This is a genomic window from Gammaproteobacteria bacterium, assembly GCA_024235095.1.
Classification (GTDB): domain Bacteria; phylum Pseudomonadota; class Gammaproteobacteria; order Competibacterales; family Competibacteraceae; genus UBA2383.
Genome location: JACKNC010000003.1, coordinates 217,829 through 243,485 on the forward strand (window position 1 = coordinate 217,829; position 25,657 = coordinate 243,485).

Genomic DNA, 25,657 nt, shown 5'->3' on the forward strand with positions numbered 1-25,657 from the left:
GGCTCAGGTTAGCCACGGTCGCTGGTTCAATTCACCGGCCAAATGCGGCAAAAAGCTGTCTCGCTGCTCATGCAAATAGAAATGTCCGCCTGGGAAACAGCGCAGATCAAAAGCGCCGGTCGTTAACGCTCGCCAGGCTTCCAGGTCATCCGATGAGGTTTGGGGATCGTCTTGCCCGCCATAAGCAGCAATCGGTACGTCAAGCACCGGTTCCTGCTTAAAGTCATGTCGCTCCAGCATCGTCAAATCAGCGCGCAGGATCGGCAAAAATAACGCCAATAGCTCCGGTTCCGCCAGAATAACGGCAGGCAATCCGGCAAAGCGGCGCTTCAGTTCGGCAATAAACTGAGCGTCAGGAAGCGGATGCAGCGGCGGTTCCCGGTTAGGCCGCGTGGGCGCGCGCCGTCCAGACGCATAAATCCGCACTGGCATTGGCAGTCCCCGCTGCTGCAACTCCCGTGCGGCTTCATAAGCCACAATAGCGCCCATGCTATGGCCAAAGAAAGCAAACGGTCGATCCAGTCGGGGCGCTAATTCATCGACGAGACGCTGCTGCAAAATCGCAAAATCCGTAATCAGTGGTTCGGACAGACGGCCTTCCCGGCCAGGGAGCTGGATTGCCCATATCTCGACTCCCTCCAGTTTTGCGCCCCAGGGATGGAAAGCAGAGGCCGCTCCACCGGCGTGAGCGAAGCAAAACAAACAAAGATCTGCATGAGGTTTGGGTTTAGATCGGACAAACCAGGGGCTGCTCATGAGTGTTTTAATTTCAAAAATTCATTAATGAACCAGGCGCTGTGGCTTGGCGTATCCGATAATCTTACTTCATCCTTCTCAAAGTAGTTTGACCAGAGTGTAGCCCAGATGGAGCGTAGCGAAATCCGGGAAAACCCTGCATCCAGGCTACAGAAGCCTTTGTACAGCTTCTTAGCTATTGCTTGAGGGCCTGCTTGCAGGCGAAGACGCCAATCGCTCCCAACGCTGAAAGCGGTAAGGCCAGGCATGATCGGCGTCGGCAGGATGCGTTTCCTCCCATTCCAGTCGCCAACGCTCTGGGTTCCATCCCGGAAACCAGGCGTCGCCGGGGAGATCGGTTTCAATCCGGGTCAAATACAGCCGGTTGGCCAACGGCAAGGTTTGCGCATAGAGCGCCGCGCCGCCGATGACCATGATTTCTGGAACTGGACCAGCGGCAATCACCGCCTCATCCAGGGCATGGACTACGGTGCAACCGAGCGCCGCGTAGTCGGGATCATGGGTCAAAACTATCATGCGTCGGCCTGGCAACGGCTGGCCAATGGATTCCCAAGTGCGCCGGCCCATGAGCAGGGGTTTGCCCATGGTGATTTGCTTGAAGAAACGTAAATCCGCCGGCAACCGCCAGGGCAGGCGGTTGCCATGCCCAATCACCTCGTTTCGGGTCAGCGCGGCGATCAACGTGAGTTGCGTAGTCATTTTTCTCCTTGTTCCATCCATGTCTATTGAGAATCATGGACGAAGTCATCACAATGTTTTAATTCTAATCGAATATCCTCACTGATCTCGTTTCGGCTTCCGGGAGAACGTTTGCAATGAAGAAAACGGTTTGGGGTGCAAGGATTTTTGCCGCTCTGGGTATGGCGCTGTCGCTATCTTTGACGGCAGGCGCGGAAGATCAACTGCATATCTACAACTGGTCCGACTATATTGCCGAGGACACCATCGCTTCCTTCGAGAAGCAGACGGGTATCAAGGTCACCTATGACGTTTACGACTCCAACGAGATCCTGGAAGCTAAACTGCTGGCCGGACGCAGTGGCTATGATCTGGTTTTCCCGACCGCACGGCCCTTTGCCGACCGGCACATCAAGGCCAGTATCTATCAGCCTCTCGATAAGAAAAAACTGAGCCGCTACGCGAATCTCGACCCAGTGATTCTCAAGTCGCTGAGTGACATCGATCCCGATAATCAATACCTGGTTCCCTACATGTGGGGTACGACAGGGATTGGCTTCAACATTGACAAGGTTCAGGCGATTCTAGGCGATCAGACGCCAAAAGATAGTTGGCGGTTGCTCTTCGATCCCGAGATCGTGAAAAAGCTTGCGGAATGCGGCGTCTCGCTGATGGATGATCCTATTGAAGTGTTTGTCGCCGCCCGCGCTTATTTGGGGAAGCCGACTGACGATTTCAGTCAGAAAGCCATCGACGAGGCGGCCCAGGCCGTCAGCGCCGTACGTCCCTTTATACGTTATTTTCACAGTTCCCAGTACATCAATGACCTGGCGAATGGCGATCTATGCGTGGCTCAGGGCTATTCTGGCGATGTTCTGCAAGCACGGGATCGCGCTAGAGAAGCGGGCAATAATGTGCGCATTGGTTATGTCGCGCCGGCTGAGGGCGCGGTAGTCTGGACCGATGTGATGGCGATTCCAGCCGACGCGCCGGACCCCGGCGCTGCCCACCAGTTCATCGATTATCTACTAAATCCAAAGGTTATCGCGTCGATTAGCAACTATGTTTCCTATGCCAACGCCAACGCGAAGGCTACTGAATTCGTTGACGAGGCGATCCGCAATGATCCGGGCATCTATCCGCCGCCATCCACTCGGGAACGGTTCATTGTCCTGAAAACTCCGTCCGAATCAGCGATGCGCGCGCTCAATCGGGCATGGACCCGTGTCAAGACCGGGCAATAGCAGCGTTTTTGCGAATCCCGTCACTTGCTCACCCCAACCTTGCTCCTGCCAGGAGTGGGGACGTTTTTTCGATCCAATGCCTCCATCCGCCATTCTGAATCCCGAGTACCCCTGGCAGTCGCCGGATGCTGAGCCGATTGTGCGCATTGACCGCGTTACCAAAACCTTTGGTTCGGTCTACGCGGTCGATGAGGTCAGCCTGACCCTCTATCCTGGCGAGTTTTTCTCGCTGCTCGGCGCGTCCGGTTGCGGGAAAACTACCTTGTTGCGGTTGATGGCCGGTTTTGAACAGCCGACCAGCGGGCGCATTTTTCTTGCCGGACAGGATGTTACCGATGTGCCGCCGTACCATCGGCCGGTGAACATGATGTTCCAGTCCTACGCGCTGTTTCCCCATATGAGCGTGGCCAACAATATCGCCTTTGGCCTGAAACAGGAGCGGATGCTCAGGGCTGAACGTCGTGAACGGGTCCGGGAAATGATGGCGCTGGTGCAAATCGAATCCCTGGCCCGGCGTCGGCCTCATCAACTCTCTGGCGGTCAGCGCCAGCGCGTGGCCCTAGCCCGGGCGCTGGCGAAACATCCGAAGATTCTGCTCTTGGATGAACCGTTGGCCGCGCTCGACAAGAAGCTCCGGGCGCAAACCCAGTTTGAGTTGGTGAACCTGCAGGAGCGCCTGGGCATTACCTTCATCATCGTGACGCATGATCAGGAAGAGGCGATGACCATGTCTTCGCGCATCGCCCTGATGCGCCAGGGCCGCATTGAGCAGGTGGACCCGCCCCGGCGTATGTACGAATTTCCACTGACCAGATATGCTGCTGATTTCATTGGGTTGGTCAATTTGTTTGAGGGTCGGGTGATCAGCCAGGAGGATGACCGGGTGCGGGTGCATTCCGAGCAGGCCGGCGGCGACATCCTGGCTCGCCATAGCGAGCAGTTATTGCCCGGCATGGAAGTCACCGTCGCCGTGCGTCCGGAGAAGCTGCTGGCAATCCCTGGCAATCGCAACGACAATGATAATAGCGATGAGCCGAACCGGATTCGCGGCGTAATCAAGGAAATCGCCTACCTGGGCGATGTCTCGATCCACTATGTGCAATTGGCCAGCGGTTATCTGGCCAAGTTCACCCAGTCCAATGTTCAAGTCTTGGCGGAACAAGCGCTGACCTGGGACCAGCCGGTCACCCTTGGCTGGGATTTTCACAGTTGCCGGCTGTTGACCCAGTGAAAGCGGCTTTCCGTTTCGATGTACACAGTTTAGTCGTGGCCATACCCTGGTTGTGGCTGGCGGTGTTCTTTGCGTTGCCCTTCCTGTTCGTGCTGAAAATCAGCCTCTCAGAGCCGACCCTAGCGCAACCGCCGTTCATGGCTATGCTGCGCGAGGTCGATCAAGGCCTGGTGACCATCAAGATTAATTTCGGCGGTTACCTGATGCTCTGGGAGGATCCGCTTTATCTGAACGCTCTATTAGGGTCGTTCAAGGTTGCTGCGATTTCCACGCTGTTCTGTCTCTTCATTGGCTACCCGATGGCTTATGGTATCGCCACGGCGCCGACCTATTGGCGGTTGCCGTTGATCATGCTAGTGGTGCTGCCGTTCTGGACCTCGTTTCTGATCCGCGTCTACGCCTGGATCGGCATTCTGAAAAACAACGGCTTGCTGAATCAACTACTGATGGGCTTGGGCGTGATCGATCAACCATTGGAGATTCTTCACACTTCGACAGCCGTTTACATCGGTGTGGTGTACAGCTACCTGCCGTTTTTGGTGTTGCCGCTTTATGCGACCCTGGTGCGGCTCGACCCGATTTTGCTGGAGGCGGCGGCGGACCTCGGTTGCAAGCCCTGGAAGCAGTTTCTGACCATCACCCTACCACAGTCCTTGCCCGGCGTTCTGGCCGGATCGATGCTGGTGTTTATTCCCGTGATGGGCGAATTCGTGATTCCGGATCTGCTGGGCGGACCGGACACGCTGATGATTGGCAAGATGATGTGGATGGAATTTTTCAACAACAAGGACTGGCCGCTGGCGTCCGCCCTGGCCTCAGTGCTGCTGGTGGTCCTGATCATTCCGTTCGTGCTGATGCGGCATTTTGAACAACGCCTGGCCGAGGGTTCCTGATGAAACGTCATGGGTTGGCCTGGGTCACCGTTTTGCTGTTGGGTTATGCTTTTCTCTACGGGCCGATCGTCAGTCTGATCGTCTATTCTTTCAATGAGAACCGGCTGGTCACCGTCTGGAGCGGATTCAGCACGCGTTGGTATGCCGCCCTGCTGGAGAATCAGGCGCTGCTGGACGCCGCTGGATTGAGCCTGAAGATCGCCGCACTCAACGCCAGTCTGGCGGTGGTGCTGGGCACCCTTGCTGCACTGGCGCTGGTGCGTTTCCGCAAGACCTGGGGCCATGCCAGTCTGGGCATCATGGTCACCGCGCCCCTGGTCATGCCGGAAGTCATGATTGGCCTTTCGTTGCTACTGCTTTTTGTCGCGATGGAAGGCTTGGTCGGCTGGCCAGCTGGCCGCGGACAAACCACGATCCTGCTGGCCCACGCCACATTTTCGATGGCCTATGTGACCGTGGTCGTGCAAAGCCGGTTGTCCGGTTTCGACCGGTCGCTGGAGGAAGCGGCGCTGGACCTGGGCGCTAGACCCACGAAGGTCTTTTTCACCATCACCCTGCCGCTGATTGCGCCAGCGCTGATCGCTGGCTGGCTGCTGGCGTTTACCCTGTCGCTGGATGATCTGGTGGTTGCCAGTTTCGTTTCCGGCCCCGGCGCCACGACCTTGCCAATGCTGGTCTACTCCAGTGTGCGCCTGGGGATCAGTCCACAAATTAATGCCTTGGCGACGATTATTATCGCGCTGGTTAGTTGCGCGGTGCTGGTGGCGGGATTGTTGATGCAACAGTCACGAAACCCCTGGCGATGAACCCAGAAACCATTGCATAACCTTGCCAATGGTTATCCATACATTTAGAAATTGTATTTAAACTAAGTTATTTATGCCGAATAGTATTAGGGATGCCATGACTTCAGAAACATCGCCCTACGCTAGGATTGACCTTGCCTGGCTCCTGTTTCTCATGAGCGTGGGGAGCGTACTGAGCGCCGTTCTATCGACGAGCGTCTTTGACCTTAGCGTCTTCCTTTCTGGGATATTATGCGTGGGTCTGATTGCCATCGGGCGTCGGGAAGGGTACTTGATCGGCCTTTACAACAGTCTCTCCTATTCTGTTCTGGCCTACGGCAACGGCCTGTACGGTGAGGTCTACCTCAATCTCTTCTTCTTCGTCCCGACCGGCATCGTCGGCTATCTCTTGTGGCGGCGCCACACGACATCGAGCAAAACGGTGGCCATGCGCCAGCTGAGCGGATTCCAACGGGCGTTCATTGCGGCTGTTTGCATGATCTGCACCGTGGCGCTCGGAGGGGTCTTGCAACTGAACCCAAACCAGAACACGCCCTTTATCGATGCCGCCACCAACGTTCTTTCCATTGTGGCCACCTTCCTGATGATGGGGCGGTACAAAGAGCAGTGGTTGGTCTATATCTTGCTAAATGTCGTCACGATCGGCCTATGGGGCCTGCGCGTCAGCGCCGGGGGCGAGGCCGGCGATTTGATGGTCCTGATGTGGTCGCTTTTTCTGCTCAATGCCCTGTTCGGGTATTGGCGGTGGCACCAAGGGATGAAGCAGGTGATGGCGTTGGAAACTCGTAAGAACACTGCGGAGGGCGTATGCGACGCGGTTTAACGCTGGGCAAGTTCGCGCCATTCCATCGTGGACACCAACTGCTGGTGGAAACCGCTTTGGCCGAGGTCGATGAGTTAATCGTCATGGTCTATGCCACGGACGTGACCGACGTGCCGCTCCAGGTTCGCGCCGGCTGGATAAAAGCGCTGTACCCCACGGTGCGGATCATCGAAGCCTGGGATGGCCCCACGGGCTACGGCGATACCCCGGAAATTCGTCACGAACAGGAAACCTACATACTCAAGAAGCTCGGGGGGCTGCGCATCACGCACTTCTACTCGAGCGAATTCTATGGCGACCACGTCAGCCGCGCGCTGGGCGCTGTGGACCGTCGGGTTGACGAGGCGCGTCGGGCCGTGCCCATCAGCGGAACCGCATTGCGCGCCGACCCCTTCGCAGGGCGGCCGTATATTGCGCCACGGGTCTACGCCGACCTGATCACCAAGATCTGTTTTATGGGCGCGCCTTCGACCGGCAAGACTACGCTCGCTCGAACTCTGGCGGAGCGGCACAAGACAGCGTGGATGCCTGAATACGGCGCAGAGTACTGGCTGGAGCGCCAAGTGGACCGGCGAATCACGTTGCAGCAGTTCGAGGCGATCGCCCCCGAACACAACCGCCGGGAAGATGCGCTAGTACTTAATAGTTGCACCTACCTCTTCTGCGACACGAGTCCGATCACCACCTACGTCTTCGCCCAGGACTACCATGGCTGTGCAGGTCCGACATTGACGCGGCTGGCGCGGGAAGCAGAAAAACGGTACGACCTTTTCTTTCTCTGTGATACGGATATTCCCTACGCGGACACCTGGGATCGCAGCGGTGACCAAAAGCGGAAATGGTTTCAGAAACAGATTGTTGGTGATCTTGCGGAAAGACGGGTGCCTTTCTTCAATGTCCGTGGCCCATTGGATGAGCGTATCGTATACGTCGAGAAGATACTGCGACGGCATAGAAAGTTCAGTAACTTGTTGGATGTTTGCAACTGAAGCCGGATTCTACGCGGCAAGAAAACTCTTATTGAGCTAACACTTAAAATTATCGCCCACCGCTACCAGCAATTCCCAGCCTCTTTTTCCAGAATTTAAATCGCAATGCTATTTTCTTAACACCAGAGTCCAGGCGTAGCAACTCCGGCGCACGTTGCCGGAGCGTAGGTTATGAACTTTTTCCTGGGGCTGAAGGACATCGACGGCTAAATCACTCCCTCGCGCTTCAATTGCGTGGTTAACACTTCGATCTGGATATCGAGATCAGTGATATCGCTTTCCAGCAGTTTCTGTTGCTGTTCCTGGAAAACCGCTTCAATCGTCACCAGCACCTGGCGAAAACTATCATCTAGTTCCGGCGCGGCAACCCGGCTGTGGGTTTTCGCATAACCCTCCGTAACCTTCTGTGCGCCGTCTAGATAGATGTTCAGGAACTTGCGAGCGCGCCGCAGATCGCGCGGGTCTTCCTCCAGCATCTTCAGAATATCCCGCGCCAGTTGCGCGATGCGCTGCAACCGGGCGTTCAACTCCGCATTGCGAATATCGTGGGTCGCTTCCTCAATCGCAGCAAGCGTGCGTTCGGCTTGTTCCAGCGCCTGCAAAACCGGTTCGGTAGCGTCCACGCCAGCGCTGTCGGTGAAGCGCTTAGCCACACGCGGATCGAAACCGTAGCACAGATAGCAACCGAGCAGCGCGAGCAGGGCAAACGCCCCGCTGATGGTCAGGTGATGACCTACCCCCAGCCAGGCGGTAATGCCGGTAGCCACCGCAATTAGACTACTACCCAGGATTTTAAACGGCCAGGGCGCTTTGGCGATGCGGCGACGATCGTACTCCCCTTCGGACAACAGGCCCCGTCGCAAGAACAGGGCGCCGGCTAAAAACAATCCATAACCGGCGGCATCGCCGATCAAGGGGTCGAGTTGGCCTCGCGCCAACGACATAAAGGCCGCGGCCAGCACCGGCAACGGTAGCAGAAACATCAGAAAGCCCTTAGTTGAGGGAAATTCGCCGGAGGGCAGGCGGTAACGTTCAGCCATATTTTGAATCGTATGTTTGATGAAGAGAAGGAGGGCGGTGAACGGGATCAAGATAACGCCGGCCAGCAGGAGAAAGCGGCCCATGATAGCGGTTCCCGCAGTTAGCGCGGCGCGTGGAGAGTCGGCGCGGCGGTAGCGCTGTGCGAACAGGAGGCAACCAGCGCCTGGCAGGAGGCGACGCCCACTGCGGCGAAAATGAGTAACAGGCCGATGAACTTGCGCAGGAAATCAGGCATAGCGGCGGAAGGGTTCAGTAGCTAACGATTAAAAGTAACTATACACGTCAATGGTGATTGAAATAAATATGTAGAATGATATTTTGGGTAGTGGCTTGCAAGGCATAACCTGCACACTTGGATTCGTGTCAAGGGAAAAATCCTTAATAAGCAAATAACGGGTAAGTATGACTAGTGCTTCAACCACCCTGAATTGATGGGTAAAGGTGTTTAAGCTTAATGCGTGCATCGGGTGTGGTGAAGCGCCAGTTGATGGCTTGAGTATTGGCATTACGGGCGTGTTCCTTTGCCCCTCCGGTGGTTCACTACAGGCCAGTGTAATCATGCGCCCCATCCAGTTTGCGGTAGAGCCGGCCGGCCGGTTTCTTGCGGAACAGCGCGCCCGCTATCCCCTCCTCGACAAACACTTGACGAACTCGATAGACCGTCGAGGGGCTACATTCGATCGCTTCGGTAATGCGATCAGCGTCCCAACCTGGCCCTCCAGGGCCGACATCCGCTTTCAGCAGAATCCGGGCATGGATCAACGTGACGGCCGCCTGGTGCGACCCGGTGTGGATCAGATCTTTCAGATAAGCGCGCCCTTCAGTAGTCAGACGAACGTGTATTTGGGTAGAGGCATGATCCGGCTTCTCTATTCGTAGTTCCGTACAGCAAACGAATCTGCCCTGCAAAGTCAAATCAGATCGGTTGAAGCACTAGAGTTATCCACAGAAGCTGTGGATAACTTCCGAATACCGAAATCAGGGTGATAAGCGAGAGCTTGAAAAACCGGAAGTTGGTGTAGGTTAGTGAAATTGACTAAAAAATGACCGCAACATGACATCTTGCATAATGGCCAGTAAACTGTTTTGTGTTAAGCTTTCTTATATCATCATCTTTTTAAAAAACCACAACACTCGACGAATCACACAGACTAAACACCCTTATTTCTGAAGAAAAACTCCGACAATAAAGGAACTACTGCAAAACAAACGAACGCATTGACAGAGAAGCCAGATCAAATCCTACATTGAAAAAGCGTAGCTCGTCCCTTTCATCAGCTGCACCAAGCGGGTAAAGAACAGGCAAATAGTGTTCCGAGGTCGGATGCGCAAGCCGCGCGACATCACCCAGCATCTGATAATCAGCAGCGGCCTGAAAATTCCGCGCTTCCAGTTTAGTAGTGAGATCCGCGTCAAAGACTTCGGCCCAATCATAAGCCAATGCATCCAGCCGCATAGCACGCAGATTGTGAACGATATTGCCACTTCCCACAATCAACACACCTTTTTCACGCAGTGGTTTAAGTTCACGTCCCAACACAAAGTGTTCAACCGGTGGCCGGGCAAGATCGAGAGAGAGTTGAAACGTGGGAATATCCGCTGCCGGGAACAAATGCATAAGGATCGACCACGCACCATGATCCAGGCCCCACTCAGTATCAGCAGATACCGGAGCACGCACAAGACTCATCATTGCTTCCGCCATCTCCGGTGCGCCAGGAGCCGGATACTGTTGGGTGTACAATCCGGCAGGGAAACCTCCAAAATCGTGGATCGTTTTCGGTTGATGACCTACATGCGCTAGTATCGTCCCACGGGTCACCCAGTGCGCTGAGACGCACAAGATAGCGCGCGGTTTAGGTAGCGTATTCCCGACCTCACGCCACGTTCGACTGAAACGGTTGTCCTCGATGGCATTCATCGGACTGCCATGACCGACAAACAAGACCGGCATTCGCGGCATATCGGGAAGGCAGTTAAAAGCTTCAGAGTAGGACATAGTCTATACACCAACAACAGAAAACCTCTTAACGATAAGGCGATTTGGATAGGTTCTGTCACCAACAGACACACCGCTTCCATCATCTCCTCACAATCTCAGGTAAACTCATCTTAAACAATAGTTCAGACAATTTTTAATGGGATCAGGTTAATAAACAACCCCACAGCAAGCTGTAGGGTATTTAACAGACGATACCTCGCAGCTTGCTGCGAGGTATGTATCCCAAACGGCAATCAACCTTACCGAAAACTAACCCGATACCGCTCCTAATCAGTGTACTGTCGAACCAGAAATACAGCCAACCCTTTCAGACATTTCTGAACAAATTGCTCATACTTTATGTTAATCATACCAGAGCAGGCGACATTCCAGAGCCGGAATCGCTACAGTGCATATGATAAAGGATCTATTCCTTATCAGTCCCACGCCTTTTGGCAAAGCGACAGATTTCGGCCATGTAAGCACTATCAAAGAGGCGCAACTTCACCACCTATCAGTTCCTCATCGCGGACAGATCGATAGCTTGCAGCTCCAGCCCTTTTAAGGTGTTTACATAATCACTTGATATTTAATAATCTAAATTTTTTACTTGGCACAATTCTTGACAAAAAACCCGCTATAAGTCATTGATTCCACACTGCCACCTTAAAAAGGCTGCTTGTAACTCGTAACTCGTAGCCTAGATGGAACATAGCGGAATCCAGGGCGCCCCAGATTTCGCTTCGCTTCATCCGGGCTATAACATCTACAACGGCCTATGATGCGGAACCGATAGGTAGTAAGAGGCACAACAAGTCACTTGCGGGCTTCAGAAAAAAAGAAACCACCTGCAAAACGGGTGGTTTCTCTACCTCACCTTCTGTGCATACCAAAAGTGAAGCCATACGGATGCTAAAGTCGATAGAGCAGCCATTCAAAAGATTTCTGACTACACTGTAGGAGTGTTTACCCTACCATAAACCTGTGAGGAGTTGTTAATGATAAAGAAACTGCATGCGCTTTGGATTAGCTTTCTGTTCGTTATGACTTTGCCGGTGGAGGCTGCCGAGGGATTGATTGCTATTAAAAGCCCTTTGAGTCCCAAAGAAACGATGGATCGTCTGGAACAGATTGTCGAACAAAAACACATGAAGGTATTTGCCCGGATTGACCATGCAGCCGCCGCAAGAGAGGTTGGCGAATCATTACGTCCAACGGAAGTGCTAATTTTTGGCAATCCACGGGTAGGGACGAAGTTTATGGGATGTAGCCAAACGGTCGGGATCGATTTGCCCCTGAAAATACTCGTCTGGATGGACGCTTCAGGTCAGGTTTGGCTTGGTTACGAAGACCCGGACGCGCTGGCAGCGCGTCATGGCATTGCGCAGTGTCCCGTGGTAAGAAGAATCAGCAAGGCGCTCGCCGAATTTACCGAGGAAACCGTTGCTCAGGAACACTCAAGAAGAGGGCGTCGCTCAAGAGAGCAATCATCCCAGCCGGCTTCTCGACAGGATATTTCCGAGTAAAGAAGCCACCTACAAAGGGGTAGTTTTGGTCAACCCCCAAAAAGGGATAGTCTGCCTTATCCCCGGAAGGAGGCAGAGCTGTTAAGTTCTCACCGAACTGCAAATCCGCCCTGCATCGCGTGAAAAACGAATTGATAGTGGAGATCTACTGAACAGGAGTGTAATAACCCCCCTCTCACTGGCAGGAGAGGGGGCAAGAGAAAATTACGGAAAAGCGGGAATAGTCGGTTCCATGCCTTCTGGATGCGCTTCGGGATGATGCGAAGCCACCAGATCGGTGATTTCATTAACGCGATTACGTGGTACATCGATCATCATCAGCAATTCACCTTGTTCGATAGCCACTTCAAATTGTTTCAGCCGGGTATTGTCGACGCTGAGGCCCACCATTCCGCTCAACCAAGCGCCAACGCCAGCGCCCGCCAGACCGCCAGCCAGCACAATGCCGCCGCCCGCCACGACCAGGCTTGCAGAAGTCAGAACTACAGCCACCAGTCCCGCCAGTGCGCCAAACGAGCCGCCCACCGCCAAGCCGCGTTCCATGGCGGGGATAAAATCAGTTCTTTGAAGGAACGAAGCCTCTGGCAAATGCTCAAGCGGCGTGCCTTGCTTCGCCAGGATGTGGATGTGCCGCTCCTCAATACGTGCGAGCAATAATTCATCCACGATCTTTTTCGCCACCTCGACCTGAGGAACCAGAAAATAGATGCGCTTCATCTTGCTCTCCTTTTCCTGCTATCCGCGGCAAAACTCGACCGGCTAACGCCGCGGAAAAGTACATGCGTCCGGTCCCACATTGAAACGCCTTTGGTAATCCATGGATTACTGAATCCGCGGAATCGCCATGGCTTGATTGATGCTATGCCTTGCAGCATGGGAAGTAAAGCCATACTGTAGTTTAATAAAGCCACATCGGATAAATCGGCCAAATTGGTCTTTTTGGCGCAGATTACTGTTTCACACAGTGGATGCCCACATCCAGATAAATCGAAAACTAGAATCGCATGGCATGACGCCACACGGTAGTCTAGTCAGACAGGCTAATCACCGAAAAAGAGGGACGGCAACCAAGTAATCAGACCAGGGAAGATCACCAGCAGAATCAGGCCAAGAATTTGAATCATGACAAAGGGCATGATGCCTTTGTAGATATCACCCATCGTGTAAGCAGGAGGCGCGACACCCTTGAAATAGAACAGGGCATAGCCAAACGGCGGCGTCAGGAAAGAGGTTTGTAAATTCACACAAACCAGCATCGCGAACCAGAGAGGATTAAAATCCAGATCCATGGCGATCGGGGTAAAGATCGGGGTTCTGTTGCGTTAGCTGATAGGGTCGGATTTCGGTAAGCTACACGGCCCCTGTCCTGACTTGAGAACCCGCATGATCGATTTTAGAGGCCACCGCTTTGAACGAGACATCATCCTAACGAGTGTCCGTTGGTACCTCGCCTATCCGTTGAGCTATCGGAACCTGGAAGAGATGCTGGCGGAGCGGGGTGTCGACGTGGATCATTCCAGCGTCTACCGCTGGGTCCAGAAGTTTACGCCGCAGTTGGAAGCGGCTTTCCGCAAAGGACAAAAGCGCCCGGTGGGCACAAGTTGGCGGATGGATGAGACCTACATTAAGGTCAAAGGCCAGTGGAAGTACCTCTACCGCGCGGTTGATCGAGACGGCCAGACGATCGACTTCCTGTTCACGGCGCATCGCGATAAGAAAGCCGCCCTGCGCTTTCTCAAAAAGGCGATACGGCAGCACGGTCTTCCGGACAAAGTCACGATCGATAAGAGTGGCGCTAACACCGCTGCCCTGGATGCACTCCAGGAGGAGACGGGCGCCGCCATTGAGATTCGCCAAAACAAGTACTTAAATAATTTAGTGGAACAAGATCATCGCGCCGTTAAACGGATCGTCCGCCCCATGCTGGGGTTCAAAGGCTTTCATTCTGCTCGGACCACCCTGCGGGGCATCGAACTCCTGCACATGATCAAGAAGGGCCAAATGATCATGGCCGAAGGGACGAATCTCTCCGCCGCAGGACAATTTTATTCACTGGCTGCCTAATAACCTGCAAGGGTTACCCAATCGTGCTCGAAAAAAATTAACGCAACAGAACCCGCAGTCTCGGCAGAGCCGGCTTTTGTACGAATCAGGTTTTCGGAAATGCAGAACTGGTCTTTCATGCCATCACCGTGAGATTCACTCTTCGCAACTTATGGTGGGAGGTACTGGGGTGGTCGTAGCGACCGGGTCGCGGATGAAGCGTAGAAAGACTCAAACCGGAGCCAGAGCGCCTTTGGCCGCATCATAGGGCTGGCCGGTCGTCATCACCGCATAGGCGATCCGGGCGATCTTGTTGGCCAACGCGACGGCCGCCACGTTGGCATGGCGACGGCCTTTCAGTCCCCGGGCCCAGCGGCTCGTCGGATCGTCCTTGCGCTCGACCCAGCGCAACACGGCGCGGGCGCCATGAATCAGCAACTGCCGCAGGTAGACATCCCCCCGTTTACTGATACCCAGTAAGCGGTCCCGTCCACCGGTGGAGTGCTGGCGCGGCACCAGGCCCAGCCAAGCCGCCAAACCCCGCCCGTTCTTAAAGAGTCGGGGATCCTCGCCGACGGCCGCTACCAACGCGGTCGCGCCCTTGGCGCCCAGACCGGGGATCGTCATCAACGCTTGCGCCTGCGGATGGCTTTCCGCCAGGGTCTCAATCTGGGCGTCATAATGAGCAACCCGTTCATCCAAGTGACGGAGTTCGTCAGCCAACTCGCGTAGCTCAGCCCGGAAGCGCTCGCTGAGGCCGTTCTCTGGATCCTCAAGAATCTCCGGCAGGCGCTGGTTCACCGCCACACGCCCCTGCGGGATTTCAATGCCGTATTCCAACAAAAAACCGCGAATCTGATTGACCTGGGCGGTGCGGCGTTCCACCCCCAAACTGCGCATCCGGTGAATCGCCTGGATATCTTGCTGTTCCACGCTCTTGATCGCCACCAACCGCATCCTGGGCCGCTGGGCCGCTTCGCAAATCGCCTCGGCATCGACGGCGTCGTTTTTATTGGATTTCACAAAGGGCTTCACGAACTGGGGCGCGATCAACCGTACCTCATGGCCGTCCTCCCGGAACTGCCGCGCCCAATAGTGCGCACTGCCACAGGCTTCCATGGCCACCGTACAGGCGGGCAGATTCGCCATGAATTCACTCAGACGTACCCGGTTGAAGGTCCTGCGGATCACCCGTTGACCGTTCTCGTCCACGCCGTAAACGTGAAAACTCCGCTTGGCCAGATCAATGCCGACAACCTTAATGACGCGCTCATTGGTATACTCTTTCATGGGTCCGCTCCGTTATCTCGGTTAATATGATGTGAGTCAGCATTCACTATTTCGCCCGCTTTGGGCTCGTTGGAGGAGCGGGGCGGACCATTCCATTAGTCTCTAAGGCGGATTATGTTGCATCTCTTTATTAGGATTAATTCTCATCCATTTATTACTGTGACCAACGTTAATATTCCAAGTCCTAAAAGGACTAGGGACGCAGTAAAGAGAAGTATCGTGTTCTTAGAGTGGGCATGCTTTGGGTTTCGCGGATTGATAAGAATAGGAATCTTTTGGCCGATCACGTATTGACACGGCGAGATCCAAATGGGATTTTGACACTCGAAGACTTCTGTTTCTCCTGGCAAGTAATATGCTATTGTCTTGCTAATAGTTATCCCCACAAAAATCATGCTGGAGCTTTTTCAGGATTAGCGTATTGAGTATCAGGGAGCCTAAAAAATGATTTGACCCTTTCCTGAAATTCTTTTAGCTTTTCCAAAGCAGAATAAACGCGCGCTCTGAAATCAGCCCGGTTTTTAATTGGCTCCTTTTCCAGATGATCATTTTTGATCTCATTCCAAACCTGTTCATCCGGATTTAACTCTGGCGAGTGGGGGGGAAGAAAGAACAAGCGGATTTGTTTTCGATGCGTCTCAAGAAAGGCTTTGACTTCTTTCGAGGTATGATAAGACGCATTGTCCGTGATGACAATTAATGGGCGCTCTCGACCCTCTAATGCCTTCTCTAAAAAGGCAATGAAAACCCCACTCACTCATTTTTGAGTGGTCACTTCAAATATTAACTCGCCCGTCGCCGTAACCATCGATAAAATGTGAAACCCACCCCGGTCATCACTCACTTTAATTTCAGGCGGATGACCGACTAAGCCCCACGTCCGTCCAGAACGCGTATGGCCTTGAACCCATGACTCATCCTGAAACGCAATATCCGCTCCAAGTTCTTGAGCCCGCTTCTGAATCTCTTTAAATTCTTCATTAATAAACTTTTTAACTTCCTCCTGATCCTGGTTTAAGGCATGATAACAAGGTTTTTGACAACTCAGTCCTAATTGATGTAAATGCAGACGAACCGTGGCATCCGATACCCATAAACCAAAGTACTCTTTCAATAAATTAACCATGATCTCTAAAGTCCATAAAACCGTATCATAGCCATGATCCGCCGGCGTCGTATTGAGTATCGTTTCTTTTAACCATCGATCAATATCCGGAGTCATCACACACGTGGCGCCGAGCGCTTTCCGGGTATCCAGGGCTTCTTCTCCTTCATAACGATAGTTGCGAAGCCAATCATAAATACTCGTTCGGTCGATACCCAAAAAATCAGCAACAAGCTCCGGACCATAATGCTTCTCTTCGACCGCGCGAACCGCAATACGCCGGATGTAATTCATCACTTCATCCGGTATTTTACGTGCATCAAACATCCATTCCGCGTTCATTGCCGCACCTCCTCTATAAATTTAGAGTCTCTAAAGAGGTCTTCTATAGTTATTAGACAATTTGATTAACGCTCAGTTCGTTGATAATGTAGGGATAATCGTTGGCAAGCCTATAGTGGGCTGACACAGAAGTTTTGACAGGTAGCGGTGGGTGCCCTATGGTTGAGATCAACAGGAGGAATCACCATGGCCCACAAGTATCTGGTTGATCTAACTGAAGAGGAGCGGGAAGACCTGCTGAAGGTCATTCATAAAGGCAAGGCAGCGGCGCGCAAGGTTGCCCGTGCCCATGTGTTGCTGCAGGCTGCGGAAGGGGCGACGGATGAGGCCATTGCCCAAAGCCTTCACTTGGGGATTTCGACCGTTCATCGTACCCGTCAACGGTTTGTCGACGAAGGGTTGCTGGCGGCGTTAAGCGAGCGGCCACGAGTCGGTTTGCCCCCGGCCTTGACCGGCAAACAGGCCGCCTTTCTGGTCGCCTTGGCCTGTAGTACCCCGCCCGCTGGCCGTTGTCAGTGGACTCTCCAATTGTTAGCGGACCGCTTCATGGAACTCCGGCCCATCGAAGCCATTTCCCGTGAGAGTGTGCGGCGCATCCTTAAAAAAACGACCTCAAACCCTGGCAACGTCAAGAATGGTGTATTCCCAGTGTCAGTCCCGATTATGTTTGGCATATGGAGGATGTGTTGGACCTGTACGCCGAACCCGATGATCCTCAATACCCCCAAGTGTGCTTCGATGAAAGTCCGGTGCAATTGACCAGCGAAACCCGCTGTCCTCAACCCGCCCGCCCGGGTCAACCGGCGCGCTATGACTGTGAATACAAACGCGAAGGCACCGCCAATTTATTTCTATTCGTACAACCCTTGCGCGGGTGGCGTCATGTTAATGTCACGAAACAGCGCACCAAACGCGATTTTGCCCAGCAAATGCAGCAACTCGTTGATGTGTACTTTCCGAAGGCGGAGCGAATCCGGTTGGTCGTGGATAACCTCAATACCCACACTCCTGCGGCCTTGTATAGTGTCTTTTCTCCAGAGGAAGCCCGCCGGATCACCCGCAAGCTCGAATTTCATTACACCCCCAAGCATGGCAGTTGGCTCAATATGGCGGAATGTGAGTTCGCTGTTCTCGCCGGCCAGTGTTTGAATCGCCGCATTGCGAACCTCGAAACTTTGCGGAAGGAAATCGCCGCTTGGCAAGGCCCACGCAACCTACGTCAGACCAAAATCCACTGGCAGTTCGGCACCGACTTGGCCCGGGTCAAACTCAAGCGCCTCTATCCTCCCTTGAAATCTTCTGAAACCCCGGTGGACCTAGAAACCTCTGAACCTGTCAAAACTTCTGTGTCAGCCCACTAGCGAGACTATAGGAGTAGCTCCTGGAAGGGGTAGAAGGGTATTTCTGACTAGGCTCAATATGGATTCCAGTCAGTTGGCGTTGTTAGGCGACCAGCAGTTCCAAGAGAGGTCTGAGCAAGCCTTTGCCCCGAATGCGGACGTTATGCACGAACTGAAAGAAGCCCAGGTAGAGCGGCAGCTTTTCTTGCGAAATTCCTCGATGGGGTCGCAACCAGGAACGCAACAGGGACCAGAAACCCTCAGCGGTATTAACATGAATCTCATGGAAGCCATCGCCATCGTCGTCGCGGGCGTATTCACCCCGGCTGTGACACACCGTATGATGATCAAAGCCCCAATCCTTCAATGGGTTATAGATTGCATATTCATCGGTATACACCCGGGTTCCCGGGGCGATGAAAGTCTGAAGGAGCGGTTGGATGGTCGCTTGCTGGACATTATCCAGCATCCGGACGACCACCGCGCCGCCGCGCTCAATCATGCCGAGAATCGGCGGCTTTTCCTGCTCCAGGGTGCCTCGACCCCGTGCCCCCTTCAGCCGGCGACGCCGCCCGCGGCGGCCTTTTTTTTCACCGCGTCCGGATGCCCTTTATGCCCGGCCACCACATAGACCTCGTCGCATTCCACTTCCCCCGCCAAGGTGGGTTCGGGTTGGCGGGCGACGATACCTTGGCGCAGTTGCTCGGTCATCCGCTGCACGTCTCCGGATTCAACGCCAACTCTTGGGCAATCTGGGCATTAGATAAGTTCAAACCCATAAAATATAAACATAATATCCAAATTCGTAACGGCGGGTGGTGGCCGGCCAACACCGTCCCGGTTAGATCGTCAAAAGAGCGATGGCACCCGGCACACCGATATTTCTGTCGCGCCGGTTGGGTCGTGTCGTGACCCTGCTTCGTCACGTTCGCCGCCCCACAATGGGGGCAGTGAACCCCATCGGGCCAGCGCAGTTGGCGGACCGTTTCGTAACACCGGACATCGTCCAGTAGATTCTGAAGGTTGATCATCGACGGGAAACCTGGAGCGCGGCGGTTCAAAACCTCTTCAGTGTAGCTCCTGTCCCTTGGCAGGGCGAGCCATCTTTAACAGCCTGGAATCCATATTGAGCCTCTGACTAAAACCGCCTTACCACCTATCAGTTCTGAGTTAGACTAGGATTATGAGTTTAACGAACATCATGAGGGGATCATGGGAACGATTCGGCAGTTGGCAACAGAAATCGAAGCGGGGTTGAGAGCTGCCCACCCGACGCTACGCAAGACGGTACGCGCCAAGCTAGCTTTAGCGGTGGGCGCCATCCTGGAAGCCCAGACCCCGAATACGGTGGAACTCGCCAATCTCCTACCCTTGGAGACCGAACGGCAAGATATGCGCGAGCAGTGGCTGCGGCGGTTGTTGAAGAATCCGTTGCTGTCGAGTACGGAAGTGCTGGAACCGTGGGCGCGCCAAACCTTGGCGGCGACGGGCCAGCAGGGACAAACGATTATTTTGAGTCTGGATCAAACCGATTTGGGGGATCGTTTTGCGATTTTGATGGTGAGCCTTGGGATCGGCGATCGGGCCTTACCCCTTGCTTGGCGGGTGGAAGCCGGCCCGGCCAATCTGGGTTTTGCGGCCCAGAAAGCGGTATTAGAACAAGTTCGAGCGTGGCTCCCGGCGGGAGCCGAGGTGCTGCTTTCGGCGGATCGCTTTTATCCCTCGGTGGATTTATTCGCGTGGCTTCACGCGCAGTCCGGTTGGCATTATCGGTTACGATTGAAAGGCAATCTCAATGTGGATCCAGGGTTTGGAGACATGACCACGACCGGGGTGCTTGCCACAGGGCAAACCGAGCGCTATCTGCCCAATGTGCGGTTATTCAATCAAGGGGTCGCGACGAATCTGGCGATTTGGCATGAGGGGGCCCACCCGGAACCCTGGATCATCGCCATGAATGACCCGCCGAATCGGGCGACCGTGCGGGATTACGCAAGTCGCTGGGGCATTGAGCCGATGTTCTCCGATTTCAAAAGTCGCGGTTTTCAATTAGAAGACACGCAGTTACAGGCCGCTGATCGGCTCGATCGGTTGCTGCTGATCATGGCCTTGGCCATGTACTGGTGCGTGCGCGTCGGTCAAGAGGAGGCCCACGATCACCCCACGCCCCTGGAAAAAAGACGCAAGAACAGACCGATCCTCACCATTGGACCTTTCGAAAACTCGCCCGTAGCGCCGTTTCCTGGTTCACCTGGGGTCTGCGCGCAATCCACCGGAAGCTACAAATGCAACAACCTTTACCTTCCTTCTATCGAGTTTGCCCCGTGATGAGAAACTGATAGGTGGTAAGCTAAAACCGCGACGGGTCAATTTTGCCAGTATTGATGTTATATTCTCATACATTTTTCTGAAATTGATAATGAATAGGTACACACATGAACGATGAGATGACGACGGTGAGTTCCTCAGACGAACCATCCTGGGATCTGGGTGACCGTGATTGCATCTTCGCAATTGGGGACGTTCATGGAGATCTGGACGCCTTGGTGCGGATTCTCATCGGGTTGGGGATCGTGGATGCGGCGGGGAACTGGGCTGGTGGATCGGCAAACCTGATTCTGATGGGAGATATCAATGACCGGGGTGCCGACTCGGTCAACGCGATTGCTTTCGTGATGATGCTTCAGCAAGATGCGCCGCTTCAAGGCGGAGCGGTGCATGCCTTGCTTGGCAATCACGAATTGTTGGTCGCCCAAGGTGATTTCAGGTACGTCGCTGCCCGCGAGGTCTTGGCGCTTGAGCGCTTCTGGTACGACGACGTGGATGGTCTTCATGCGATCTACCGAGGTAATAGTCCATTCGCGCAGTGGATCCGGCAGAGACCAACGATCCTGAAATCAGGGACGACTGTGTTCGTTCATGCGGGCTTGGATGAACGGGTTGTCGGCATCCGTCCTGAGGTCATGAACGCTACGCTCAAATCGTGGGTGGCGCACTTCCAGGGTGCCGGAGAAGCACCGGATGACGGCTCCATGTGGCTTACCTCGGAGGAAGGGCGTGGACCGCTGTGGAGTAAGGGTTTTAGGGTTAGTACGGCGTGTGCGCCTTCCGATTCGGATAGAGATCGATCCAAACTTCGAGAATGGCTAGGGTTGCTTGGGGGGAAGCGGCTTGTGGTCGGACACAGGCCGACCAAGGCGCTGGGCTACGACATTGCGCTTCCGCATCCGACATTTGGCGACCTCGTTACCGCAATCGATACAGGGATCTCCCGGTTCTATGGCGGGCGTCTGAGCGCCCTGGAGATCCGGGGTGGCGAGCTGCGTCCACGTTACTTCGATCGTGGGAACTCAGATCTTGTGCTTACACAGACGCTTCGACAAAAGTACCATTCCGAGCGAGAGGCTATCTCTGGTGGGAAGTCGATCGCTGCCTAACTGCAGCGACCTGCAAACATCGGTGGCTCAGCCTGCAAACATCCGGGCTGACCCCGGTTATCTGCCAACGAGGCAGGGCTGAGGCAACCGCTTGTCGTTCAAAAAAAAACGACCGCTTTTCCAGACCGATCCGTGCGACCCGTTCTGTCGGCCCGGAAGACCATCGCTCAGTCCGAAAAACCGGTTCTATAGTCAAACTGTTTTTAGTTAGTTTATATATTTTCATTAATTTCAGTTATTTATTTCATGAAAATCAATTAACATAAAACTGTTTTACTATAGCAATCAACGTCCGAATTTCCTAAACGCCGTCGAGTATATCGAACCAAACGACCATCGGAGATGGTGATGCAGATCAACGACGTGCAGCGGCTCGCCACCGGTCTGATAGGCTCGGTATCCACAGCATCCAGCCGTTTGCAGATAATTCCGGCCAAGGCGGATGTTTGCAGGCCGTTGGCGAATAATCAGGGCTGTTAGCAGAATAATGTGAGCCGCAGAGGCCGGATGTTGTCAGCTAATCTGGGCCGGAATCGGCGATGTTTGCAGGTCGGGCGGCGGATGTTTGCAGGTCGCTACACCTAGTTTTCCGGTGATCGCCGCCACCCATTGCGGGTAGTTTTCGGGGTCCGGGGAGCAATGGAACAGCGAACCGATATAAGGATAAATTATTAATTATATTAAATTATTACAGTCATCAGATAATGAAAGTTCAGTAAACTAACCGAAACGAGTTCTTACTGAATTTTGATTTCGCAAACCAGTTTTCTGTACTAGTTATTCTACTTTTGCATCCTATGGAAGCGTCCTACCAGCAGGTTCATCAAAACGATGGTTTTATCGAACCGCTTAAGCCGGTTGACTGTTCCATTGCTCCCCGAACCCCTTTTCCGCCGCCGTCTTCAGGGTGTTCCATTGCTTATTCTTCATCTCGACAATCACTATGCGCCCGTCGGCCTGCACAGCAAACAACATCGTGCCGGATGAAGCGGGTTTGGCTTGGGGGAGTTGATTGATCTTCAGGGTGGGTGTTTTTGCACAACGCCCCGAAAAGGTGTATTTCAAAACTTGAGAGCCGACGGGCAAATAAACCAAAATATTGAATTGTAGATTTATTTAAGGATAAATTCTCTCTTATAAATCATACTGCAAAGAAGTTAAACCAGAACCCTTGTAAGTGTTCAGCTTTCAAAAACGGACATTTTCGCAAGATTTTACATATCACTTACAAAACAAACACTAAATACTTTCATAAACCACTTTCAAAACCTATGGGAATGGCAAGAGGTTTTTGCAACTTTGTTGGAATGCTCCTTTTCGGGGCGTTGTGCAAAACTACCCAGGGTCACATCGAGTTTGCCGGGAATGGCCATCGCCATCACCTCCTTGAACAAGGCTTGTCGTTCCGCCGGTGATAACGCCGGAGCGGCGGGGGATGGAGCAGGGCTGGACGGCGGCCCGGCGGTTTGCTTGCGGGGCGTTTGGGCCAGCGCCTGTTGTTCAGGGGTCACCTCGCCTGCCGGTTGCCCGGCCAGATCATAGCGCGCCCCCCCGGTAGCCAGCACCTTCCGGTAGCGAAACGACCGCGTGTATCCCTTGATCGCTCGGCGCATCTGGGTCCGGGTCCAGGCGGCGAACGCCGGATGCTCGCCGGCCATAGCCATCAGTTCTTCGCCCACGCCAATCTTCAAGGGCTTGGGCGTCTGGCGGTTAAAAACCGCTGGGAAGGTCTCACACAGTCGGTCGATGATCGGATTCATATCCAGGGACATGCAAAAGCCTCATGGCAGCATAAGGCTGTTGAGTGTTGGGGTTTGAAGTCCAACGGAACGAAAACGTACGCTAAGTCGTAGGTGTCTAATATGTTTTAAGTTTGTGGACATCATAATCTGGCTCAGATAGGGCGTCCATTAAATCGTTTTTTACGCGATGTTCGACTTTTCCGAGGGGAGATGAGAGCAGGCGGATGCGGCATGGCGATGTGAGCTAAGCTGAGAGGAACCAACCGCCTCAACCGCACGGAGAGACCGCCATGCCGCTCGAAGACTTTATCATCACGGTGTTTTGTTGGGTAGACGAACACCTGAATGCCCTGCTCGGGGATCACTGCTTACGCTCGCGAGGCTTCGCCCCCAAGCTGAATGATAGTGAAGTGATCACGATGGAAGTCGTCGGCGAGTTCTTAGGGCTGGATACGGATGTGGGCATCTGGAAGTACTTCGGTCGTCATTGGCCGTCGTGGTTCCCGGAACTCGGATCGCGGACGACGTTTGCCCAGCAGGCGGCGAATCTGTGGGTGATCAAGCAGGGGCTTCATCAGCAGCTGCTGATCGAGTTGGGGGCGGCGACGGACCCGATTCGCTTGGTGGATGGTTGCCCTCTGCCCCTCTGTGTGTTGACCCGTGCCCCGCACTGTCGGTTATTAACAACGTAGAAAACCACGCCCTTAGGGCGTGGTCAGAGATCAACGGCTTTGCCAGTTGATCGACTCATGGGGTACTACTACGGTTTGTTGGGTTCTGTTGCGTTAATTTTTTTCGAGCACGATTGGGTAACCCTTGCAGGTTATTAGGCAGCCAGTGAATAAAATTGTCCTGCGGCGGAGAGATTCGTCCCTTCGGCCATGATCATTTGGCCCTTCTTGATCATGTGCAGGAGTTCGATGCCCCGCAGGGTGGTCCGAGCAGAATGAAAGCCTTTGAACCCCAGCATGGGGCGGACGATCCGTTTAACGGCGCGATGATCTTGTTCCACTAAATTATTTAAGTACTTGTTTTGGCGAATCTCAATGGCGGCGCCCGTCTCCTCCTGGAGTGCATCCAGGGCAGCGGTGTTAGCGCCACTCTTATCGATCGTGACTTTGTCCGGAAGACCGTGCTGCCGTATCGCCTTTTTGAGAAAGCGCAGGGCGGCTTTCTTATCGCGATGCGCCGTGAACAGGAAGTCGATCGTCTGGCCGTCTCGATCAACCGCGCGGTAGAGGTACTTCCACTGGCCTTTGACCTTAATGTAGGTCTCATCCATCCGCCAACTTGTGCCCACCGGGCGCTTTTGTCCTTTGCGGAAAGCCGCTTCCAACTGCGGCGTAAACTTCTGGACCCAGCGGTAGACGCTGGAATGATCCACGTCGACACCCCGCTCCGCCAGCATCTCTTCCAGGTTCCGATAGCTCAACGGATAGGCGAGGTACCAACGGACACTCGTTAGGATGATGTCTCGTTCAAAGCGGTGGCCTCTAAAATCGATCATGCGGGTTCTCAAGTCAGGACAGGGGCCGTGTAGCTTACCGAAATCCGACCCTATCAGCTAACGCAACAGAACCAACCATTGTCCCGTCAGCGGGTGAAAGGGATGAGTGACCTGAAAATGCCGGCGATCACTACCTGCATCGGGTGCAGTTAGTGACCTTTTCCTACCCGTTGAGTGATCGGAACTTGGAAGAGATGCGGGCCGAGCGGGGCGTTGAAGTGAATCATTCCAGCGTTTATCGCTGGGTTCAGAAGTTCACCCCGCAATTGGAGGCGGCCTTCCGCAAAGGGAACCAGCGCCGGTCAGCAAGAGCTGGCGGATGGACGAGACCTACATTAAGATCAAGGGCCAGTGGAAATATCTTTATCGCGCCGTCGATAAGGCGGGGCAGACCATTGACTTCTTGCTCACCGCCCACCGCGATAAGAAGGCCGCACTGCGCTTTTTCAAGAAAGCGGTACGATCGCACGGTCTTCCCGATACGGTCACGATCGATAAAAGCGGGGCGAATACGGCGGCGATCGAATCACTCAAGGAAGAAACCGATCATGCTATCACGATCCGCCAGAGCAAGTATTTGAATAACCTCGTGGAGCAGGATCATCAAGCCATCAAACGGCTCGTCAAGCCCATGCTTGGCTTCAACACCTTCCACTCGGCTCGCCGCACCCTGTGTGGGATCGAACTGATGCACATGATTAAGAAAGGGCAAATGATCACCGTCACCGGGCAGGAGTTATCCCCTGCCGAACAATTCTATTCCTTGGCCGCCTGATTCCACACAGAGATCGTCAGAATCCTATCGGTCTCAAAATAACGCAACACAACCCAATCTTGATGTCGTGGTTACAACCCAAACTGGGTTGACTTTTGAGGTGATTCA

Annotated in this window: 24 protein-coding genes and 3 pseudogenes; 13 read left to right on the forward strand and 14 right to left on the reverse strand. The window is 53.9% G+C overall.

Translation table 11 applies throughout. From position 1 onward, the window contains the following. Nucleotides 1-3: 3 nt before the first annotated feature. Both H6973_17815 and H6973_17820 read right to left on the reverse strand, forming a co-directional pair. The gene (locus H6973_17815; protein MCP5127425.1) at nucleotides 4-702 is read right to left on the reverse strand and encodes a thioesterase; all 699 of its coding nucleotides are present in this window, start codon (nucleotides 700-702) and stop codon (nucleotides 4-6) included. Between the two features lie 225 nt (nucleotides 703-927). Next, nucleotides 928-1,455: a dihydrofolate reductase gene (locus H6973_17820; protein MCP5127426.1), complete on the reverse strand. Its 528-nt coding sequence runs from the start codon at nucleotides 1,453-1,455 to the stop codon at nucleotides 928-930. Nucleotides 1,456-1,571: 116 nt separating this feature from the next. Here H6973_17820 and H6973_17825 point away from each other — a divergent pair, with 116 nt between their 5' ends. From H6973_17825 to H6973_17850, 6 genes are all read left to right on the forward strand, one after another. Beyond that, a complete protein-coding gene (locus tag H6973_17825; protein ID MCP5127427.1) occupies nucleotides 1,572-2,678 on the forward strand; it encodes a polyamine ABC transporter substrate-binding protein in 1,107 nt (368 codons plus the stop codon). Between the two features lie 76 nt (nucleotides 2,679-2,754). Continuing rightward, nucleotides 2,755-3,909 (forward strand): ABC transporter ATP-binding protein, encoded by a 1,155-nt coding sequence (locus H6973_17830; GenBank protein MCP5127428.1) that lies wholly within the window; start codon nucleotides 2,755-2,757, stop codon nucleotides 3,907-3,909. After that, the gene (locus H6973_17835) at nucleotides 3,906-4,802 is read left to right on the forward strand and encodes an ABC transporter permease subunit (protein ID MCP5127429.1); all 897 of its coding nucleotides are present in this window, start codon (nucleotides 3,906-3,908) and stop codon (nucleotides 4,800-4,802) included. The genes H6973_17830 and H6973_17835 overlap by 4 nt, the downstream gene beginning before the upstream one ends. Next, a complete protein-coding gene (locus H6973_17840; protein ID MCP5127430.1) occupies nucleotides 4,802-5,608 on the forward strand; it encodes an ABC transporter permease subunit in 807 nt (268 codons plus the stop codon). The genes H6973_17835 and H6973_17840 overlap by 1 nt, the downstream gene beginning before the upstream one ends. Nucleotides 5,609-5,705: 97 nt before the next feature. Continuing rightward, nucleotides 5,706-6,431: a nicotinamide mononucleotide transporter gene (locus H6973_17845; protein MCP5127431.1), complete on the forward strand. Its 726-nt coding sequence runs from the start codon at nucleotides 5,706-5,708 to the stop codon at nucleotides 6,429-6,431. Further along, a complete protein-coding gene (locus H6973_17850) occupies nucleotides 6,416-7,420 on the forward strand; it encodes an AAA family ATPase (GenBank protein MCP5127432.1) in 1,005 nt (334 codons plus the stop codon). The genes H6973_17845 and H6973_17850 overlap by 16 nt, the downstream gene beginning before the upstream one ends. A gap of 206 nt (nucleotides 7,421-7,626) precedes the next feature. On the opposite strand, the gene H6973_17855 is transcribed toward H6973_17850, so the two are convergent. From H6973_17855 to ygiD, 3 genes are all read right to left on the reverse strand, one after another. Further along, the gene (locus tag H6973_17855) at nucleotides 7,627-8,544 is read right to left on the reverse strand and encodes a 5-bromo-4-chloroindolyl phosphate hydrolysis family protein (protein ID MCP5127433.1); all 918 of its coding nucleotides are present in this window, start codon (nucleotides 8,542-8,544) and stop codon (nucleotides 7,627-7,629) included. 457 nt (nucleotides 8,545-9,001) lie between these two features. Further along, nucleotides 9,002-9,370, reverse strand: coding sequence for a helix-turn-helix domain-containing protein (locus H6973_17860; protein MCP5127434.1), 369 nt, complete (start codon nucleotides 9,368-9,370; stop codon nucleotides 9,002-9,004). Nucleotides 9,371-9,656: 286 nt separating this feature from the next. After that, complete coding sequence (gene ygiD / locus H6973_17865) at nucleotides 9,657-10,460, reverse strand: 4,5-DOPA dioxygenase extradiol (protein ID MCP5127435.1); 804 nt, start codon at nucleotides 10,458-10,460, stop codon at nucleotides 9,657-9,659. A 980-nt stretch (nucleotides 10,461-11,440) separates the two neighbouring features. On the opposite strand from ygiD, the gene H6973_17870 reads away from it, so the two are divergent. Then, nucleotides 11,441-11,968 carry a DUF302 domain-containing protein gene (locus H6973_17870; GenBank protein ID MCP5127436.1) on the forward strand — a complete coding sequence of 176 codons (528 nt, stop codon included), beginning with the start codon at nucleotides 11,441-11,443 and terminating at the stop codon, nucleotides 11,966-11,968. 204 nt (nucleotides 11,969-12,172) lie between these two features. Here H6973_17870 and H6973_17875 read toward each other — a convergent pair whose 3' ends face one another. Together H6973_17875 and H6973_17880 are read right to left on the reverse strand one after the other, a co-directional pair. Then, nucleotides 12,173-12,685, reverse strand: a complete 513-nt coding sequence (locus H6973_17875) for a DUF1269 domain-containing protein (GenBank protein MCP5127437.1) — start codon at nucleotides 12,683-12,685, stop codon at nucleotides 12,173-12,175. Between the two features lie 323 nt (nucleotides 12,686-13,008). Next, nucleotides 13,009-13,257, reverse strand: a complete 249-nt coding sequence (locus H6973_17880) for a TRAP transporter large permease subunit (protein ID MCP5127438.1) — start codon at nucleotides 13,255-13,257, stop codon at nucleotides 13,009-13,011. Nucleotides 13,258-13,351: 94 nt separating this feature from the next. Here H6973_17880 and H6973_17885 point away from each other — a divergent pair, with 94 nt between their 5' ends. Next, nucleotides 13,352-14,032: an IS6 family transposase gene (locus tag H6973_17885; protein MCP5127439.1), complete on the forward strand. Its 681-nt coding sequence runs from the start codon at nucleotides 13,352-13,354 to the stop codon at nucleotides 14,030-14,032. 210 nt (nucleotides 14,033-14,242) lie between these two features. On the opposite strand, the gene H6973_17890 is transcribed toward H6973_17885, so the two are convergent. From H6973_17890 to H6973_17900, 3 genes are all read right to left on the reverse strand, one after another. After that, nucleotides 14,243-15,301 (reverse strand): IS110 family transposase, encoded by a 1,059-nt coding sequence (locus tag H6973_17890; protein MCP5127440.1) that lies wholly within the window; start codon nucleotides 15,299-15,301, stop codon nucleotides 14,243-14,245. 391 nt (nucleotides 15,302-15,692) lie between these two features. Then, the gene (locus H6973_17895) at nucleotides 15,693-16,058 is read right to left on the reverse strand and encodes a transposase (protein ID MCP5127441.1); all 366 of its coding nucleotides are present in this window, start codon (nucleotides 16,056-16,058) and stop codon (nucleotides 15,693-15,695) included. Then, nucleotides 16,059-16,748, reverse strand: a complete 690-nt coding sequence (locus H6973_17900) for an IS630 family transposase (protein MCP5127442.1) — start codon at nucleotides 16,746-16,748, stop codon at nucleotides 16,059-16,061. Between the two features lie 186 nt (nucleotides 16,749-16,934). On the opposite strand from H6973_17900, the pseudogene H6973_17905 reads away from it, so the two are divergent. Continuing rightward, nucleotides 16,935-18,109: pseudogene (locus tag H6973_17905) on the forward strand (IS630 family transposase). 82 nt (nucleotides 18,110-18,191) lie between these two features. On the opposite strand, the pseudogene H6973_17910 reads toward H6973_17905, so the two are convergent. Next, nucleotides 18,192-19,119 (reverse strand): annotated as a pseudogene (locus H6973_17910) (IS1595 family transposase). A gap of 181 nt (nucleotides 19,120-19,300) precedes the next feature. On the opposite strand from H6973_17910, the pseudogene H6973_17915 reads away from it, so the two are divergent. Further along, nucleotides 19,301-20,338: pseudogene (locus H6973_17915) on the forward strand (IS4 family transposase). A gap of 185 nt (nucleotides 20,339-20,523) precedes the next feature. Further along, on the forward strand, nucleotides 20,524-21,525 hold the full coding sequence (locus H6973_17920) for a metallophosphoesterase (GenBank protein MCP5127443.1): 1,002 nt from the start codon (nucleotides 20,524-20,526) through the stop codon (nucleotides 21,523-21,525). Nucleotides 21,526-22,374: 849 nt separating this feature from the next. Here the strand turns inward: H6973_17920 and H6973_17925 are convergent. Next, nucleotides 22,375-22,590 (reverse strand): hypothetical protein, encoded by a 216-nt coding sequence (locus H6973_17925; GenBank protein MCP5127444.1) that lies wholly within the window; start codon nucleotides 22,588-22,590, stop codon nucleotides 22,375-22,377. A 197-nt stretch (nucleotides 22,591-22,787) separates the two neighbouring features. Further along, a complete protein-coding gene (locus H6973_17930; GenBank protein MCP5127445.1) occupies nucleotides 22,788-23,297 on the reverse strand; it encodes a ProQ/FinO family protein in 510 nt (169 codons plus the stop codon). A 260-nt stretch (nucleotides 23,298-23,557) separates the two neighbouring features. Between H6973_17930 and H6973_17935 the strand changes: the two genes are divergently transcribed. After that, on the forward strand, nucleotides 23,558-23,959 hold the full coding sequence (locus H6973_17935; GenBank protein ID MCP5127446.1) for a hypothetical protein: 402 nt from the start codon (nucleotides 23,558-23,560) through the stop codon (nucleotides 23,957-23,959). A gap of 134 nt (nucleotides 23,960-24,093) precedes the next feature. Here H6973_17935 and H6973_17940 read toward each other — a convergent pair whose 3' ends face one another. Continuing rightward, nucleotides 24,094-24,774 (reverse strand): IS6 family transposase, encoded by a 681-nt coding sequence (locus H6973_17940; protein MCP5127447.1) that lies wholly within the window; start codon nucleotides 24,772-24,774, stop codon nucleotides 24,094-24,096. 134 nt (nucleotides 24,775-24,908) lie between these two features. On the opposite strand from H6973_17940, the gene H6973_17945 reads away from it, so the two are divergent. Next, nucleotides 24,909-25,549, forward strand: a protein-coding gene (locus H6973_17945) for an IS6 family transposase (protein MCP5127448.1) whose coding sequence is annotated in 2 segments (ribosomal slippage) — nucleotides 24,909-25,058 and nucleotides 25,061-25,549 — 639 coding nt in all. Because the reading frame shifts where the segments join, the coding sequence is not laid out codon by codon here. Nucleotides 25,550-25,657 lie beyond the last annotated feature (108 nt).

What these genes read in the sequence shown, in the direction of transcription:
- H6973_17890 (MCP5127440.1), bottom strand. Translation starts at nt 15,301, where the DNA reads ATGAAAGAGTATACCAATGAGCGCGTCATTAAGGTTGTCGGCATTGAT.
- H6973_17920 (MCP5127443.1), top strand. Translation starts at nt 20,524, where the DNA reads ATGAACGATGAGATGACGACGGTGAGTTCCTCAGACGAACCATCCTGG.
- H6973_17875 (MCP5127437.1), bottom strand. Translation starts at nt 12,685, where the DNA reads ATGAAGCGCATCTATTTTCTGGTTCCTCAGGTCGAGGTGGCGAAAAAG.
- H6973_17820 (MCP5127426.1), bottom strand. Translation starts at nt 1,455, where the DNA reads ATGACTACGCAACTCACGTTGATCGCCGCGCTGACCCGAAACGAGGTG.
- H6973_17940 (MCP5127447.1), bottom strand. Translation starts at nt 24,774, where the DNA reads ATGATCGATTTTAGAGGCCACCGCTTTGAACGAGACATCATCCTAACG.
- H6973_17870 (MCP5127436.1), top strand. Translation starts at nt 11,441, where the DNA reads ATGATAAAGAAACTGCATGCGCTTTGGATTAGCTTTCTGTTCGTTATG.
- H6973_17825 (MCP5127427.1), top strand. Translation starts at nt 1,572, where the DNA reads ATGAAGAAAACGGTTTGGGGTGCAAGGATTTTTGCCGCTCTGGGTATG.
- H6973_17845 (MCP5127431.1), top strand. Translation starts at nt 5,706, where the DNA reads ATGACTTCAGAAACATCGCCCTACGCTAGGATTGACCTTGCCTGGCTC.
- H6973_17930 (MCP5127445.1), bottom strand. Translation starts at nt 23,297, where the DNA reads ATGTCCCTGGATATGAATCCGATCATCGACCGACTGTGTGAGACCTTC.
- H6973_17885 (MCP5127439.1), top strand. Translation starts at nt 13,352, where the DNA reads ATGATCGATTTTAGAGGCCACCGCTTTGAACGAGACATCATCCTAACG.
- H6973_17880 (MCP5127438.1), bottom strand. Translation starts at nt 13,257, where the DNA reads ATGGATCTGGATTTTAATCCTCTCTGGTTCGCGATGCTGGTTTGTGTG.
- H6973_17855 (MCP5127433.1), bottom strand. Translation starts at nt 8,544, where the DNA reads ATGGGCCGCTTTCTCCTGCTGGCCGGCGTTATCTTGATCCCGTTCACC.
- H6973_17850 (MCP5127432.1), top strand. Translation starts at nt 6,416, where the DNA reads ATGCGACGCGGTTTAACGCTGGGCAAGTTCGCGCCATTCCATCGTGGA.
- ygiD (MCP5127435.1), bottom strand. Translation starts at nt 10,460, where the DNA reads ATGTCCTACTCTGAAGCTTTTAACTGCCTTCCCGATATGCCGCGAATG.
- H6973_17900 (MCP5127442.1), bottom strand. Translation starts at nt 16,748, where the DNA reads ATGAACGCGGAATGGATGTTTGATGCACGTAAAATACCGGATGAAGTG.
- H6973_17935 (MCP5127446.1), top strand. Translation starts at nt 23,558, where the DNA reads ATGCCGCTCGAAGACTTTATCATCACGGTGTTTTGTTGGGTAGACGAA.
- H6973_17830 (MCP5127428.1), top strand. Translation starts at nt 2,755, where the DNA reads ATGCCTCCATCCGCCATTCTGAATCCCGAGTACCCCTGGCAGTCGCCG.
- H6973_17840 (MCP5127430.1), top strand. Translation starts at nt 4,802, where the DNA reads ATGAAACGTCATGGGTTGGCCTGGGTCACCGTTTTGCTGTTGGGTTAT.